The following is a 17,479-nucleotide window of genomic DNA, read 5'->3' on the forward strand; positions in this document are numbered from 1 at the left end:
GCCAACCTCATACTGAGCACTCAGTAAGACCAGTCCTCAAACGCAAGCGGCGACTGATTAAGCAAATCCCGACGCTCACGCCAATCCGGCATCAGCCGATCGAGGTGTGCCTTGAAGCGTTCGTTGTGATGACGTTCCAACAGGTGAGCAAGCTCGTGGACAAGGATGTATTCTAAGCATTCAGGCGGCTTTTTCGCCAACTCAAGGTTCAGCCAAATACGGGATGTACTGGTGTTACAGCTTCCCCATTTAGTTTTCATTTTTTTGATACCCCAAAATGACGCCTGCACTCCGACCACCGGTTGCCAGTGTTCGATTAATGCAGTGACCCGCGCTCTCATTTCGTCGCGATAAAACTTGTTCAACGCTCGCTGTCTGTTCTCTTGGGGCGCACCAGGTGTAACAGTAAGCTGGAGTTTGCCACCCCCGGCGAGTTTGGCGTGATGTTGGCCTCTCTGTTCACGTAAATCGAGTCGATAATGGCGTCCCCAGAGGTAATGCGACTCTCCGCTTTCCAAGGACCTCGCTGACTGTCGCGGCTGATCAGCAAAGTCTCGCTGTTGCGTCCGAATCCATGGGATTCGGGCAATCAGGGCCATGCGAATCGCGTTCTCAGTCATCCTTTCGGGCGCAGAAACGCGAACTTTACCATCGGGCGGAAGAACACTGATATGAAGATGTTTGATTGCTTTCCAATTCAGCTGGAACTCAAGGTCACCGATGCGCAGGTCACCCATTACTGGTATTCCTTTTGTGTTCGAGCTAATTTCATGACTTGCTGAATATCCACATCGTAATCTTCCGCCTCTTGGCGGACTGCATTGGCAACCTCTCGCTCTTTGAAGCGATCGCCAACCCAATCGGCTTTTTTGGTGAAACGAATTGCTGCATCGATTTTGGTGACCAGTAACTCGTCCTCCCCCAAATTGTCATATAGAGCCCGCTTAGCCGATGTATCCATAGACTTCGGATAATCGGGTGCTGAACCCTCCGGATGCAGAACCTTTCTGGCGAGTTCTTTAACACGTTCCAGGTATTCCTGGTAACCAAGTGCTTTCTGCCGACGCTGCTCAATTAGCTCATCCAGCAGAACCGACATTTTTTCGTAATACTTAGGATTGACGGGGTTCTCATCAACAATTGTTTTCCTCACGTTATTCTCAATGGTTTCGGCCATCGCATTCGGATCATCCCGAAGGCTTTTGGGCATGTCCTCAACCGCATCCGCCCCTTTCTGAACAACCAGTTCAATCAATCCTAGCTCCTCAAAATCCATTAACACTTCGCTGTCATCAGCGCGGATGTATTTATCGAGCAGATGGCGCATCGCGGGCTCAAAGCGCTTCATATCCACTAGATCATCACTGGCGAGCTTCACTTCATCCCGAACCTTCTCAAAGTGCGACACTTCGGTCCGGATTCGCTCGATCTCATTGGCGCTATAACCGGCATCCGGGAGTTCGTTGGCAATGTTGGCGAACGCGCGGAGCAATTTGGCAACGCTCTGGTACAAGGTCAGACGAAGCGACTCTTTCTCGGGCAGTTCACTCTGATTGCTACCAGATTCGCCACAGAAGTAATGAATATAGTCTGATGTATTACACGGGTACCTTACGGGCTCGCAAAGGCTTCGAACCATTTCCAAAGCATTCTCAAGATCCAATTTTGACTGTTCAAGACGGTCCTTAAGCAACCCAGCTACATCGTCCTTGTCATATCCCGAGAAGGCTTCTGCTGTGAAGTCCTTAATGGCCCTATCCAGCGAGTTAAACAGGTCCTTGTAGTCGATGATGTATCCGTACTCTTTGTCGTTACCATCCAAACGGTTTACACGGCAGATCGCCTGAAAAAGGTTGTGATCGGACATTTGTTTATCAATGTAAAGGTACGTGGCCGAGGGAGCATCGAAACCGGTCAGCAGCTTGTCCACTACGATTAATAGCCGCATTTGACCCGGTTCGTTGATGAACTGCTTCTTCACCTCTTTCTCAAAGGTTTCAACTTTTCCGGCCGCCTCATCGGGTGATGATTCAAAATAATCTGCCAGCATCTTTCGATAGACATCGTATTTAAATAGCCTTTCAGTGAGACCCTCACCAGTCTCCTCACCCTTGATACTGGCGACCGTAGGCTGATAACTGGTAACGATTGCAATCTTGCCTGCCAGGTCTGTCTGGCTGAAAAGCTGGTAAGCATTGCAAGCCTGATAGACGCTGCCACAGACCAGCATCGCATTCCCATAACCGTCCATCAGGCGTGGTTTGGTCTCCATGTCCATTAGAATGTCGCTAACAATCTGCTCCAACCGGGATTTACTGGACAGGACCTTCTGCATGGTTCCCCACTTTTGTTTAAGCTGGGTTCGGGCAATGTTGGAGAGCCCCCTGGTTTTCGCCTGAAACCAGTCGTCAATTTTCTTCGGGGAGGTAATGTGCTGGTCGATATCCCTCGCTTCGTAGCGCAGGTCCAAAACCACACGATCTGACACTGCTTCGTCGAATTTATAGGTGTGAATATAAGGCCCGAAGACTTCTATCGACTTTTTCTTATCCTTATTAAGAAGCGGTGTACCGGTGAAACCCACAAACATCGCGCCCGGCACAATCGCTTTCATCGCATCGTGGAGTTTGCCGGACTGAGTCCGGTGACATTCGTCAACGAAGACAAAAAGGTTGCCCTTCGCACTGAAATTCGTTGGTAACGAACTCTTCAACTCTTCAATAAAATCATCGGTGGTGCTCTCATCTTCACCCTGACGACCAAATTTGTGCACGAGAGAACACATTAGCCATGGCATTGGCTGATTGAGAGTCGCTACCAGATCCGCGCCGCTTTTCGTGCGGTAGATGTCTTCTTCAACCCCCTTGAATACCTTCTCAATCTGATCGTCCAGCTCCGTGCGGTCCGTCACAATCAGAACCCGGGCGTCCTTCTGATTCTCACGTACCCATTTTGCCAGCCAAACCATGGTAAGGCTCTTGCCGGAGCCTTGAGTGTGCCAAATAATTCCGTCCTTCCGCTGAAGAACGTGATTATCTTTTGCTGCCTGAATACCGAAAAATTGATTGTGCCTACAAGTTTTCTTAACCCCGGCGTCAAACACGATGAAGTCGTGGATTATTTCCAGGAAACGTTCTTTCCGGCAGAGATTGACCAGGTGGTAATCGAGTGGGTTTTCGTAAGGGTTGGGCGCACTCGCTTCATATTTGGGCGGCAGTTTCTCTTTCCACTCCATATAGAACCGCTCCGGCGTTTCGATAGCCCCGTAACGTAACCCCTGGGTATCGTTACCGGCCATCACCAGTTGCATGGTCGTGAAGAAATTGCGGATAAAATCCTTTTTCTGATTATCCAGGTTTTGGTGAATACCCTCGTTAACGCTCACCGATGAGCGTTTGAGTTCAAGTACTCCCAGTGCAATGCCGTTCACATAAAGAACGATATCCGGACGCTTCTTATTTTCACCAGCGATGGATACTTCTTCGGCAATGGCAAAGTCGTTCTCTTCGGGTTTCTCCCAGTCAATCAGCCAAACGGTCTGCTTCTGTTCACCCGCTCCTTCCCTGTCCTTTATCCCGTAACGCAGTAGGCGATAGACATCCTTATTGGCATAGTAGAGTTTCTTGCCCTCGCCAAGAGCTGCCGCTGTATCGAGTTGCCGCAGCGCACGGTTGATGAGTACCTCTTTTACCCCGCGCCCGCGCAACCAGTCGGCCAGTATTTCCACCTCAACATTGCGGTTTCCATCGCGATCCTGCCAATCGCCCAAATACCGGTAGCCAAGATCTTTTTGAAAGAGTGACACTATACGATTTTGTGTCGCTCGTTCTTTCTGTCCGACTGTAGACACTTCGGTCCCCTTGCTAATCCGATTGATTTTTATTTCAGGTCCGACTAAAACGCATGGCCAGATGTGTAACTTATCCCTCGCGATCTACTGAAATGGCTTTCCATCCCCAACTGCCGCGTTTTTTGTCATAATTGAGGACAGCGACTCCACTGACTATGTCGTCGTTTTGAATACCGCTCCCGGCAATCAGAGGGGGAGGAATAAAAACGTCTGTCGTAGTGAATCCCAGCCCGTTGCTGACTCGAACAGTGTCCTGAAAAGTCTGGCGTATAGATGAGCTCGGTTTACTGTTGGTCGCAGCTGCTTTTAAAATCCGAAAACGGATGCCCTGCTTGGTGGTATATCTTGAGAGCGTAACCCCTATCGCGTCCCCCTCCTTAAAAGTAGCTTCCAGGTCAGAAAGTGGAATGACGCCGTCCACTTTTCGGTCAACGATGAAATGGATCACCTGCTTCTGTTTATTGACGTGATCTACAACGCCTACGCGCTCGATAAATACATCCCAAGGGTCACCCGACTCCCTCTTCGCTACGACATGAACCTGAAATCTCTCTTGAGCGTCCCGCTCACCTTTTATGTGAATAGCATCCCCAGCACTAACATCAGAAAGCTCGAATTTACTCTCCGGAACCGCAACTTCCATTGGGTCGGACGATGTTTTAAGAAACAGCTTCCGTTTTGGCTTATCCTCCTTACCGGGCACCGAAAACACGCCCCCAACGTTGCCAGCAATCCATGGCAGCTGGCTAAACAGGAGTGTTTCGGCCTCCCCGATATTCACCCTGTAATAATCATCATTAGAAGGGGCTTGCATAACTTCGGCATACCAGGATTGTGCAACAATCTGCTCGATGTCCGCTGGAACTTTCAGTCCTTCCTGCTCTTTGTGAGATACAACCCGACTGATTTCATGTTTGGCTTCAGCGAGCTTCCCACCATCGATCAATAATTTCGCTAGCTTTAGCCGCACCTTTCCGGTGAATTTGTCGTTAGAAGAGCACAGAAGTGATTTGCAATAACAACTTAATGACACATCGTTTTCAGAGCCAGCGCTGATATCGCCCAGCAAACCCCACGTCCAAAAATCGTTAACATTCGCGCGGGTCACATCCAACGCAAAGGTCAGAGCGTCATCATTTCTGCCAAGCCCCAACAGAACCTTTGCTTTATTCAGACTTAGCCAGATATTTTCAGGGCACTCGGAAATGGCTTTATCCACGTGGGGGAGAATGTAGGAAAGGCTTTCCTTGTCATTTGATTTCGCTGCTTCCTTACTGGCCTGCCGGATAACTTTCTCAGCAAGAGACGGGAGTTCTTTACCGTCATCGGTAACAAATCGCTCCCAATCCTCCGGGCGCAAGAAATCGAGTCCCCACAAACGTGAGAACGCCAGCATGCTGAACCGTTCTGCGCCAGCGAATTTCGACGCCACCTGAAGAACACAAGTGTGCAACAGCGAGGGCTTTTCCACATTCAGTTTAAGGTACTCATTCAGGTTTCTCTTTACTGCAAGAACGTCAATTGGCTCCTTAGCCATCAATTCTTTGGAGATCTTATAAAGCTCCCAGCCTAAGGACGTCTGAACTCTTTCATCGCCTGCCCCTGACCTACAGAGTTGACGATAGATCTCTGCCGCCTCGCTGTTTCGCCCGGACTTACTTACCTGTTTTGCTTTGCTGGCAAGTCGACCACCAGGGTTGCAAAGCGAGATCGCCTGTTCACGTTGCTTGGTGAGCACTTCGTCGATGACAGGAACCTCTATAGATTCAAGCTGCTGACGGTAATGGTCCAGGTTTTCAGTTTTTTCCGCTTTCGCATCCCGCTTGATCAGGTCAATCAGGCACCAGCCAAACGCTCTTGCATCCCAATCATCTGGGCTCGGCGAATTCATGAGCTGCAAAGCCATCTGGTACGCTTCTTCAAGCTGTCCCTCCCGACGTTTGGCGAATACCTCCTTACTGCTTGTCATGCGCTGAGACCTTCTGTCAGCATGAGTTGTACCTCGCCAACCAGACTCCCAGGTGAACAGGCAGTGATCAGAGCCTGGCATTTAGTAAACCGGTTTCCACCATCAAAGAAGATGTCGTATACCGCCACTTCGCTCTGACGGTTGAAGGTATATCTCAGGCTCCAGGGATGCTTTACCACGTTCTGAATTACAATTCCTCGCTCTTCAGCCAGCGGTATCAGGCGGTGGTGGAATTGGCTGAGAAAATCTTCTTCAAAGTTAAAGCGGTCCGCGGGAGCGGTCGGCGCACTGGCTACAGGCGCACCTTTCAAGGGCGCCAGCAAGCCAATAACTTGAGACGAAAATTCCGAAAGGTGTTGGGAGGTCACTCTGGAAATTTTTGCTTTCCCGTTGTAACCAATATCGACTCTCGCAAAATCCTCGCCACGCCTGAAAGTGTAAGCCTCCTGATACTGATTATGCCCAACACCCTCAATACTGATATCAGTGCCGGCAATCAAATCCTGAACACGCCCCAACAGCGCCAGTAAAAAAGGCGCCGTGGCTGGGATCCCTAACGTATTGGCATTTTGACCCTGAGTGGGTTCTGATTTGGGGGGGCCTTCACAAGATTCGTCGGTGACAGCTTTCTTAGCTGCATCAATCGTCTTTTCAGCACTGCCTTCTTCACGTGGAGATCCGTCAGGGCTTGTCATCCCCTGCGGTAACCCCACGCCGGGCGGCTGTACGACTTTAATACCGCCACCCAGTTTCAGATTTGGAGGATCAAGCAGATAAAGGTTCTGGGAGGTACGAGTAATGGCTGTATAGAACCAACGGAAATAGTCGGCGGACAGCTGGCTTTGGTGGGTTTTACACTTCACAAACACATGATTCCATTCGCTGCCCTGAGCCTTGTGACAGGTAATAGCATAGCCAAACTTTAACCTCATCGCATTGAAGTAAAGGTCGGACATTAACGTATTCTTGAACTCCAGACTTCCGCGCTTTAGATGACCATTCCTTATGCAGAAGTCCAGATACAACGCCTTATTTTCATCGGACGACAAAGACGGTTTGTCGCTATAGAGCAAATCTTCCAGAATCTTCGCGTGGAAAAATCGGTTGTTTCCCTCAAGGTTCTTAAAACCGATGCGAACATCCCGGAACGCCAAGGCAATATCGATGCTCTCAACCTCCCCGGTGTCTGAATTCTTTCTTTTCAGCCTGACTGGGCGCCGTTCGGATTCTCCCAGAACCTGCTTGATCAGCCCGAAATCCCCATTGGAAATAAAGAATCCATGGGCACTGCTGTTGCTAATCGCCATCACCTTGTCGCCCTCGGTGACCTCCGAACGTCCCGGGAAAAAGTGCTCGCGAATTCCCTGGTTATACCCTGCAACGTCTGCATTGGAATGGGCAATCACAATGGATTCACCGTTGATCTTGCCCCCGCAGGACTCCAGATATCGGCTCATCAAATCGCCATGCTCAACCTTGTCGACATCCGGATAGTCGAGCTCTACCGCGAGCTGATTGAACGTTCCACTGTGCAACGCCTTGCGAAGGGCAATGGAGTTCTTCATCACGCCACTGTCGGCCTTCTGCCGCACCACCTCCGTTAATTCATAGCCCGTCGAGCGAACGCCGTGTTCGCGAAAGAGGTAATCCGCGGCCAAGGCAGGTGGAAAACTCATGCCAACAGGTGGTAGCTGAGCATCATCGCCGATAAAGATCACCTTCTTCCGGTGATCGTTATGATCCAGATTCACAAACTTTAAAAAGTCCTGCAGCAGGAAACCGGAACCAAAGCGGAAAAATTCTGCTTCGTTATACACATCCGCCACCATGGACGCCTCGTCCACAATAAACACGGTATCGGCGGACATCTCATTCACAGCAAGCTGAGCATAAAACTTGTAGGTTTCCGTCCCATCAAGATCGCCGTCCCGGTACTCGGCAATGTCTTTAAAGGAATAAATGGTTTTGTGGAGCGTGTAAGCTGGCGATCTGGTTTTTGCGGCAATGACCTTGGACGCCTTTCCGGTAGGCGCAGCGAGCACGTAATTGCGGCCGATAGAGCGGAAATATTCAGTCAGCCCTTTGGTGATAAACGTTTTTCCGGTGCCTGCATAGCCGCGTAGTAAAAAAACACTATCTGTTTTACTGGATAGAAATTCACCAAGACGCTTTACTAGCTCAGTTTGGCCGTCGTTCAGGGAATATTCGGCAAAGGCATCCTCAATGTTTAGTAAGCGACGCGTACTTTTCTCGTCAAGATCCATGGTACTGGATGCACGGGCCGAGGCGTTCCGGAAGGTTTCCAGCCGCACCTCATCCAGAGACGCGTTCAGGACGGAATTTTCTTGCTGGGCCAGCTGCTCAGCCGCCTGCACCTCAGCAAGATCTTGTTTTGCCTGTTCCAACTGGCGAGCCAGGTCTTCACTTGCCTCGCCAACTTTATCCTCGCTAACTGCTTGAGGTTCAGGAACTGAGAATTCCGGGTAATCTTCGTACACTTCCCCGCTGTAGGTTTTGTAAAGCCAATGCCCGAGGAGATAGGATTCTTTTAAAAGCTGACCTGCCTGTTCGGTACTGATGTCTCTCCCATGCGCGGCCTTATTGCCCAGACAACGAATAACGTGCAGTTTTTGACGGATGGGATTTTCGACGATACCTTCGAAGTGCTCGGCCTTAAGCTTCTCGAAAAAGCCCTCACCGGGTTCGCTAGGCAGGTTGAGCTCTCGGTAAAGTATGCCCACCAGCGTTTCTGCAAAGCAGCGCAACTTAATGGTTGCTATCGTTGGCTCACTCAACACATACGCTTCGGCAAAGCTTGCGTGTTCGTAGAGTTCCGGCCAGCGGCCTTTCAGAGACTGGAAGTTTTCCGACTGCATTCTCTGTCCTTTTTTGGTGGTTTTTTAGCGTTCCATCAAGTGATGTGTTCCGAAGCTGACTTCATATTAAGCGCGTTTTCCCAGTCAGTAGTTCCTGCATCATGCCTTGTTTGATATCACGAGTTTTGCTCAAGCGCTCTTCTAAACTCTTAATTTCTTCGTCCATGCTAGAAAGGACCTCTGCTATTGCTCTCTGCTCTGCAGAAACGGGGAACGCTGCCAATGTTGACTCCATCGCTCCTTTGGTTACATGAAGCATGGTGCCTCCGCTCGAAGACCCAGACTTCAATTTCTCGGTCATGTCACTTAGAAGGTAATAGAAAAAAGTCTCTATATAGCCGGACTTACATTCAATCTTCCAAATATGGTAATGAAATATTGCCTTATCTCCTTTCCAAATTATTGGTCCAAATGTGGCCGACCACATAAAAAGCAAATCGCCTCTATGGCAATATTGTTTTTCAGGCAATTGAAGATTGGAGTAATAATAATCTTCACCTCTACCAGTCAGGTTTTGAAGCCTAATTACCGGTGTTCCACTCGCTCTCCACTCGTGAATCGAAAATGCTCTGCCGTTAATGAATTGACTAACGTCTCGAAGCTCAACTATCCCCCAATCCTCTGGAAGCTGCCCCAATTCACTTGTCTTATATCCTTTAGGTGTACCGTCCTCGCGCAAAGCAAATTGCGGCAGGCGAGTGCGGCCGGTTAGTAGTTGCTGCATTGCGGCGGTTTTGATGGCCTGTTTTTTGGTGACAAGGGCTTCCATGCTGCTTATTAGTCCGTCGACATCGGAAAGGGCCTTTGCGATGACGGTTTGCTCTTCCTTACTGGGTTTAGCAACCTTAATTTTGAGACAACTCTGCTTATTAAGTTTGGGTTGGGCAGTACCAGAGTTGAGCAACGAGTAATCTAGGCTTTCCAAGAATGCGGTCAAGTATCCAATGTCGAATTCTTTTTTTGGCTTAATTACGTGAGCATGATTGTTCACCCAAATTTTCCCAGAAACCCGGAAGGCTAAAGGTAAGTTTCGACTGAGTATATTCTCACCGTCTTCACCTAGAAGAATTAGATCATCATCAAAAATATAGTCATCAACATAATCGACTATTCCTGAAGCCCCGTAATAAGGGAAATCGCCACTGATCCTCGCTCTATCAGCAGATTTGATAGGTCGTCTATTCCCATCGAGAAATTCTGTCACATCCGAAAGGGCGCAAACCTGCCAGTCTTTCGGAATTAGCCCAACCTCAGAATTTTTGTACCCTGCCGGAGCGTCAAAATGACATTGCTGGTCGGTACTTTTCGCAGCAATATTTGCGCTAACTTCAGTCAAACCGCAGTTCATGCTCAAACCTCCAGGCCCATGGTTTGCATGTGGTCTATCACTCGACTGCTGAGCTCATCAACCTCCGATGTTAATTCCGGCAATGGGCGGGCATAGCGCCGCTCCAACTCCTTGACCCGATTAGCCAATTGCTGCGTCATGCGCTCAATTTCGGCTTTAATGGCGGTTTGCAGAGTTGCAAACCATTTATCGTCAACAACCAGCGTTTTGATCTCGCTCTTCGAAAGCTGCGGGTAATGTTTGAATACAGCGAGGTCAAGTTCGGCCTGAGCTTCCTTGATGGCCTTTTTCAGTCCGGCTTCGTTATCAAAAAGCCTTTTAGCCTGTTTCAGCGCGGCTTTTTCTTCCAGATCCTGAACGTCTTTCAAGCGAGCGATAACAGTTGTCTTCGTTACTTTATCTTTGTCGTTAAGAGCTTCCGTTAGGAGATCCTCGTCTCCGGTGTGTTCCTCTAGGTAACCCTCTAGCTCCTGAGACGCCTGATCGAGCAATGCTATTCGGTGGTCAATCCACTCCTGTTCTACCTCGAAGTAGCGCGCAATGATGAGTGATGGCGGGATAAGCTCAGCCTTGTACTTGGTCTTGTTAATGGTCAGGTCTGGCTGTTCCTGAAGCTTTTCACTTTTTCTGGCGACTAACTCACGCAGCACATTGCCTGCCTGCCAACCATCCTGTACCAGCGTGTATACATCGTCTTGCATCTCATCTGCCCAGTAGTCCATCAAGATCTGGTACACATCGTACTTACTCAAAAGCGGCAGAGAGGCATACCGCTCCAGCAGATCTTCCGAGATTCGGTGGATAATGTTCTTGGGCGCTTCACCAAGAGTGATCGCCTTAAGGTTGGCTGTTTCACGCCACTGCTGGAATGGCTGCAGACTCTTCTCCGCGAAGGCCGTAAATTCCGGGTGGGCAAGGATAGTGGCCTTAACCTGGCTGGCTTCAACCAACGCCTCACTGTATCCGGTGCGCGCCGGTTTGAAGAGCGCGGCCCGTAGGCTTGGAAACACCTCCCAATAGAGTTCGAGAGTATCTAAATCCCTTTGGGGGATACCGCCCTGGAGATGTGCGCTCAAGTCCTGCAAGTCTTCCGGCTCCGAGCTGTCAATATAGCGCGGGATGTTCAGGTTGTAGTCGTTGGCCGCAATCTCGTCAATCGAGACCAAACGGCTGTATCGCGACAGCTTTAGGCCTTTATTGAACACATCCACTATTTTGTGAAGGTCCTGGCTCCGCAGTCGGTTTTTGTTTCCGTCTTTCATGAAGCCCTTACTGGCATCGACCATGAAGATCTCTCGCCGTGACTGAGCTTGTTCCTTGTCGATCACGATGATGCACGCAGGGATGCCGGTGCCGTAAAACAGGTTGGCAGGAAGACCGATGATTCCTCGAATGTACCCCTGCTTTACGAGGTTCTCGCGGATGCGAGCTTCCGCATTGCCCCGGAACAGCACTCCGTGAGGAAGAATCACCGCGCCTTTACCTGTGCTCTTAAGGCTTTTGATGATATGCAGCAGAAAGGCATAGTCGCCATTTTTCTCTGGCGGCACTCCCCAGGTAAAGCGATTAAACTCGTCATTCTCCGGATCAAGCCCGCTGGTCCAGTTTTTGTTGGAAAACGGCGGGTTCGCAACGGCAAAGTCGAAAGTTTTTAACTGGCCGTTACCATCCTTCCATTGAGGGGAAGATAGCGTGTTGCCTTTCCAGATCTTTGCAGTCTCAGTGCTGTGCAGAATCATGTTCATTTTTGCGAGCGCGCTGGTGGCGTTGTCCACCTCCTGACCGTAGATGGTCAGCCCCCTTGCGGCTTCATCTCGGGCTTTCAGCAGCAGTGAGCCGGACCCACAGGTCGGGTCATAAACTGTTTCGTCCTGCGGGGTTTCCGCCGTGATCCCGACTACCTTGGCCAGAACGCGGGAAACCTCGGAGGGGGTATAGAACTGGCCCTTGCTCTTTCCGGATTCGGTGGCAAAGTGGCGCATCAGGTATTCGTAGGCATCGCCCAATATGTCGTCACCATCCGCCCGGTTTGAGGAAAGATCGATACCCTCGAAAATGCCCACCAGCTTGGAAAGGCGATCCACCATCTCCTTGCCTTTGCCAAGCTTGTCTTCATCGTTGAAGTCGGCAACGTCAATCACACCCTTTAATTCATTCTCTTCCGCCAGCCTGGCGATAATTTTATTGATCCGGTCACCGATTTCCTTATCACCCCGCAGCGCCACCATATCGTCAAAGCCGGCGCCTTTGGGGACCACGATCATGCCGTAGGGGTCGCCCTTATATTTGTCCGTTACGTACTTCATGAATAGCAGGGTGAGTACATAATCCTTGTACTGGGAGGCGTCCATACCGCCACGCAGTTCGTCGCAACTGGACCAGAGAGAGGAATAAAGCGCGTTTTTCTTGATGGCCATTTAGCTGTTCCGTTTGTTGCTCAGGATTTATTTGCTAGGTTCGATCAACGGGGTCTGAGAGCGCCAACGCCGTTTATAGCCCCATTGATTTCAATACTTCGTTTTCAGACACCACTTCCGGCGTTACCACGGCGTCTTTCAGCATGAGCTTGCCACGCAGCAGCCTGTCAAGATGCACATCGAAAGCATCGTACTCCGGATGCAGGACTGCCGGAAGGTGGATAGTGACAGGCTTTTTTTGCCCTATGCGATACACCCGGTCAGACGCCTGAGCCTCTTTGGCGGGGTTCCAGTGCCGTTCCAGGTGCACTACGTGGTTGGCGCCAACAACAGTAAGACCAACCCCCGCAGCCACTGGCGACATGATTATGATGTTAAATCCCGCATTTGCCTCAAACTGGGTAATAAGCTGCTTTCGGCTCAGCACGTCAGTCTTTTTGGCTACCGCAGCCGTGTCCCCATTAATGATCGCAATGTTCAGACCGTAGATCTGATCCAACCACAACTTTAGCAACCGCTGCAGTCGTTTAGTGACCATGAACAGAATCACTTTTTCACCGTTCTTTTTGATGGAATCCAGGGTATCCAATAGAACGCTTAGCTTGGCCGATTCGCCCATGATCCGCCTTGCCGAAGCGGCGTCATTGGTCATCAGTTCAGTTTCATGTCGTAGCCGGGGGTGAAGCGAGACTTCTCTCAACTGTTGCAGTACGGAGAGGGCTTTGCCGCGCATGTCTTCGGTTGCCTGTTGCTCGCGGTATCCCTTCAGAACATCCTCGTAAGCCCGCAGTTGCTGGCCCTCCATGGTGCTGGTTAATGCTGAGGTGTAAACCAGGTTGCCGTGATCCGGCTGCGGAACACCGCAGCGAATAGTTTTGGCTGGCAGGCCGCCCAGTTGATCTTCCTTAACGCGGCGAAGCATAAACGGGCCGACGGTATCCCGTAGCCCTTGACCCAGTGTGCTTCTCACTTCGTCGCGGCTTTCTTCATCAGCCGCAAGAATCGGCTTTATCCAGGTATCCCGAAACGTTGTCCAGTTACCAAGCAAGCCCGGCTGCGCCGTGTCCATCAGACACCAGAAGTCGCCAAGGCTGTTTTCCACCGGGGTACCCGTTGCGAGTAACTTAAAATCTGCTTTTAAGCCCTTGGCAGCCCGGGCTTGCAATGTATTGGGGTTTTTGATGTTTTGGGCTTCGTCGAAAATCACCATGCCCCAGTCGATTCGGCACAGGGAAAACTGGTAATCCCGAAGTGCCTGATAGGTCGTGAGGACCAGCCGCCTTTCCTGATCCAGCCTTTTGGTGCCGGCTTCCGGCCCGATGTGCAGTGCGTAGCGAATTGCGTCTTGATCCAAAATCTGGTCATTGTCGAGGATCTCCGCCATTTGTGCGGCTTCCCGCTTCTCGCCTTTTACGCGGAACTTGGTCAAATCACGACCTGACTGCAACACGACAATGTCCTTGAAAGGGATACCGTTGTAAGTGGCAGCCACCTCATCTTCCCAGTTCTCAAGCAAGGTGAGCGGCGCGACTACCAGTATGGGCTTCTGTTGCTTCCGAGATGCCTTCTGACGACTCAGATACTCGCCCACCGCCACAAGGCTCATGTAGGTTTTGCCAAGCCCCATATCGTCTGCAAGTAATGCTCCCTGCAACCGGTACAGATTATCTGCTTGCTCTTGCCGGGCATGCTCAATCAATCCCAAAAGCCATAAGATACCTTCTTTTTGGTGCGGAAATGGCTCTCGCGCGTACTGGCTCCAATCTGGCTGATCATTGTTCGATACATCTTTTGCCTTTTGCCGAAGCTCTTCGTGCAGCTCTTCAGCATCCTTAAGGACAAGGCTCAGCTTCTCTTGTGTCGCAGGCGTGTCGTCATTGATGATCGGATCTTGCAGATCCGGGTTTCGTAACCTGTCACCGATTTGTTCGAGTTGGGTCGATACCGATTCTCTGTTGGAAATATCAATCGTCTCCCCCCCAAAGGCGACGGTATCGGCACCCTGCCCCCAGGCAGCTTCCACGGCCTCCTGAAACTGAGTGAGCTCTTCTTCTGATTGGATGACCTTGGGCAGTGCCTCGGGTGGCGCGGGTAATTTGTCGAGTGCAAACCAATCCTGTTTTTTGGCATCGGTCTCACCAAATTCCATGTGTTGGAGTTTGCCAATCCCTTCCACCCGGACGGAAAATCCGAGTTCAAGGTTCACCAGTGCCGCATCCAGAAAAGCGCTGGGAGTTTCAATAAACTCCCGAACCCTGTCAGCAGGAATTCTTCGATTACCTAGAACCTCTTTAACGGCCTCGATTTTCTCGGGCTCAAGCAAGACGACCCTCTTTCCAATACGAAGTGCACCTCCCTTCTCCGCGTCAAAATCCAGCTGGTCCCATCGCCGTCCAAGCTCTTCCGGTGAAGTTCCATCTCCGAGGCTCGGACTCAAAAAGAGGCTTCCATCAGGCATTTTGGTGGCTGTGACCCCAACACCCTCGGGAACAACCACATCCAGCTTTTCGAAATGCCCAAGGTCCAGTTTCATACCGTTGCGTTGGGCTGTCTGAAGCTCCGCCATCAAACGTAAATTCGCGCCCTCACCTCGTCCTTCCGGTGCGAGTTGCTGATGATATTCCAAGGCAGTAAGTGCGAAGAGTTCCGCTTGTGAAAGCCGGTACCCTTCTGTCGACGTTAAATAAAGGAACGGCCCCTTTAGGTTGAAAGGAACATCCTGACCTTCGACGCTAGCCGTTGCATTTACGCGGAAACCGCTGTTTCCCGTTCGCCCATTAATCTCGGTGGTAAAGCCGCCGGAAAATCTCACTGGTAACTTGAGAATCTCAGCCTGCTCGTCATCCAGTCCGGCCACGTCTTCAGCGCTGACGTGGAACCCGTTGGCCATGGGCTCTGCCAAACCTTGCTCTTCCAACATTCGCAAAGCAATCAGCTGCATTTTCTGAAGCGCCGGTCCGTTACCTTGCTTTAACTCGGCGAACTCCGGGAGATCGATGAAAAAAAGGACACCGGAGGAATCAGCGCGAAACTGAAAACCAGACTGCGCGGTGACGTTTTCTTGTTCGCCAGAGACCATTGAGCGAAGGAGATCGAACAAGCCCATGAGAATCCTCTTTGTTTATTTGAACTTATGGATAAATTCCGGTTTTACGACCCAGGTATGCATGTCCTCCCTTTTGACATAAGGCGCCAAAGGCCCGGCGAACATTGCAACCAGCTCTTTCAGCGCAAAACCTAAGAGGACTGCTACATGTCTAGCCTTCGCTCCTGGGTTATGGGCGAGGTAACCCAGTACTGTTTTTTGCTGTTCAGAAAAGCTGTTGAGATCCTCCTTCCTCTCGGTTCTGACGCTTTGAGAACGGGCACCATCTCGATCAGTTGCTGATACAGACGGGCTTCCTCGCAGGAACTTATCTGCGGCATTCGTCGGTTTTCTGCCAGAAAAAAGATCCTCATACTTAGGAGGTGTTCGTTTTGGGGAGTGGTGGGGTGCTACAACCTTCAGGTGCTCTGGCAACTCTTTAGGTTCAGGCACCCAGACTTTTGGTGATTTGACGACTGGGTATCCATGAATGGCGAGATGCCCCCTGTATTCAGCTGCGCTGAGGAGCGACTCGATATCAAGCTCGATACCTTGCTCTGCCAGAAAATTAATCACCTTGGATTGCCAGGTTCCATTGTGAGTGACTGCATCATAAGGCAGGTCATACATCGCTTTATATTGCGCCGGAGTTATGTGAGTTAATTCGCCTGGCGTAAATGAGGTGTGGTCATACGAACCGACAATTTTCCCAGGCGGGGCAAGGTAAACCCAGATTTTGAAGTTGTGAGAACCCTCCACGAGATGAAAATCACCACAGTCAACATAAATGATAGCTTTGTCGGATAGCCCTCCCTCTAAATTAGCAAAATTTGTTTTGATTTCATCCCCAAGAAGCCTTTTAACAGTTCCCTCAGTGCGACGCCCTAGCATCAGCCGGGTGTTGCGAATGAGCTTCTGCTTATAGAGTCCCTCAAGAAATCGCTTGCGGGCCGGAAACATTCGCTTAAGCCCCGCATCGCCACTTTCTAACCCGTACTGCTCCAGCGCTTGCAAGAATAGCTTAAGATCTTCTTTAGACAGCCACCCCCGGACTTTCTCGATCCGGGCCGCGCCCAAGGGTTTCCACCATTCCTGATAGTTCCTTGACGAGCTCTTAATGCGAGGATCGCCCGCAATACCGATTACAAAATCTTGCCAGGCCTCCGACACATCGGAGCCCGCTCTGTCGATTATGACCTCCAGCGCAGCATGCCCAATGCGTTTGTCTTCACCAAAGGGGGCTCGACTGACGGAAGGCTTCAAGAGTTCATCGAATACCGGGTCCCACTGCCCCGATGCCACACCGTTGAGCGTCTTGATGTAATAATGCGCCCGGCACAAATCCCCGTATCGGCCCGCGTCATAGCCAACCAAACCGAATGCCTCAAAGCGTTGCTCAAGCTCCTCACCACTTTCACGAACCTTGTCTGAGAAATTTGCCGGCCCTTCAACGCCAATGAGCCAATCGAGATTTTTCTGGAGAGCTACGATCGGGTCCCTCGTCGAGAGGTCTCGTTGTTTTTGGGGAATCTTCAGGACCTGAGATCGAATGACAGCCTCAATACTACCGAATAGACCATTGTCCACCTGATCTAGCTGGTCGAATTCCTCAAAATACAATTTACCGATCTGGAGGAGGGTCGTGCGGGTTAGCCTTGGTTTTTGTCGCTCGACTAAGGCATTGACAACGGAGGATCGGCAGCTCCTTTTCAGCACGCCCTTTTCGTTATTCCACAGCCACGTTAACGCGCGCGCTCCGAGCCGTTTTTCGATCGCATCATAAATATCCGTGAGATCGGCACGTTCAACGGATCGCCGCAAACGACCGCACATGGCGTCAAAAGCATCACCTCCACCCGCCGATTGAGCGAACCTCTCGGTTTTGGCCAACAAGCGAGACCAGCCAGCCTCGACGTCATTTGGCCACTCTGAGA

General features: G+C 50.6%; 8 protein-coding genes. All 8 read right to left on the reverse strand.

Going from position 1 to position 17,479, the window contains the following annotated elements; translation table 11 throughout:
• Positions 1-20: 20 nt before the first annotated feature.
• Positions 21-737 carry a M48 family metallopeptidase gene (locus CPH80_RS05930; protein WP_197703617.1) on the reverse strand — a complete coding sequence of 239 codons (717 nt, stop codon included), beginning with the start codon at positions 735-737 and terminating at the stop codon, positions 21-23.
• Positions 737-3,850 carry a type I restriction endonuclease subunit R gene (locus tag CPH80_RS05935; RefSeq protein WP_096276064.1) on the reverse strand — a complete coding sequence of 1,038 codons (3,114 nt, stop codon included), beginning with the start codon at positions 3,848-3,850 and terminating at the stop codon, positions 737-739. Before CPH80_RS05935 ends, CPH80_RS05930 begins: the two co-directional genes overlap by 1 nt.
• 70 nt (positions 3,851-3,920) lie before the next feature.
• Positions 3,921-5,819, reverse strand: coding sequence for a tetratricopeptide repeat protein (locus CPH80_RS05940; RefSeq protein WP_096276066.1), 1,899 nt, complete (start codon positions 5,817-5,819; stop codon positions 3,921-3,923).
• Positions 5,816-8,695, reverse strand: a complete 2,880-nt coding sequence (locus tag CPH80_RS05945) for an AAA family ATPase (RefSeq protein ID WP_096276068.1) — start codon at positions 8,693-8,695, stop codon at positions 5,816-5,818. Before CPH80_RS05945 ends, CPH80_RS05940 begins: the two co-directional genes overlap by 4 nt.
• A 61-nt stretch (positions 8,696-8,756) precedes the next feature.
• The gene (locus CPH80_RS21575; protein WP_157746858.1) at positions 8,757-10,043 is read right to left on the reverse strand and encodes a restriction endonuclease subunit S; all 1,287 of its coding nucleotides are present in this window, start codon (positions 10,041-10,043) and stop codon (positions 8,757-8,759) included.
• 2 nt (positions 10,044-10,045) lie between these two features.
• Complete coding sequence (locus CPH80_RS05955) at positions 10,046-12,460, reverse strand: type I restriction-modification system subunit M (RefSeq protein WP_096276070.1); 2,415 nt, start codon at positions 12,458-12,460, stop codon at positions 10,046-10,048.
• 73 nt (positions 12,461-12,533) lie between these two features.
• A complete protein-coding gene (locus CPH80_RS05960) occupies positions 12,534-15,566 on the reverse strand; it encodes a DEAD/DEAH box helicase (protein WP_096276072.1) in 3,033 nt (1,010 codons plus the stop codon).
• A gap of 15 nt (positions 15,567-15,581) precedes the next feature.
• A complete protein-coding gene (locus CPH80_RS05965; protein WP_157746859.1) occupies positions 15,582-17,435 on the reverse strand; it encodes an EH signature domain-containing protein in 1,854 nt (617 codons plus the stop codon).
• Positions 17,436-17,479: the final 44 nt, after the last annotated feature.

The sequence above is a fragment of the Marinobacter sp. LV10R510-11A genome, assembly GCF_900215155.1.
GTDB lineage: Bacteria > Pseudomonadota > Gammaproteobacteria > Pseudomonadales > Oleiphilaceae > Marinobacter.

Bases quoted from the DNA above. Each gene is read 5' to 3' on its own strand.
- CPH80_RS05930 (WP_197703617.1), bottom strand. From the start codon at position 737: ATGGGTGACCTGCGCATCGGTGACCTTGAGTTCCAGCTGAATTGGAAA.
- CPH80_RS05940 (WP_096276066.1), bottom strand. From the start codon at position 5,819: ATGACAAGCAGTAAGGAGGTATTCGCCAAACGTCGGGAGGGACAGCTT.
- CPH80_RS05945 (WP_096276068.1), bottom strand. From the start codon at position 8,695: ATGCAGTCGGAAAACTTCCAGTCTCTGAAAGGCCGCTGGCCGGAACTC.
- CPH80_RS21575 (WP_157746858.1), bottom strand. From the start codon at position 10,043: ATGAACTGCGGTTTGACTGAAGTTAGCGCAAATATTGCTGCGAAAAGT.
- CPH80_RS05955 (WP_096276070.1), bottom strand. From the start codon at position 12,460: ATGGCCATCAAGAAAAACGCGCTTTATTCCTCTCTCTGGTCCAGTTGC.
- CPH80_RS05960 (WP_096276072.1), bottom strand. From the start codon at position 15,566: ATGGGCTTGTTCGATCTCCTTCGCTCAATGGTCTCTGGCGAACAAGAA.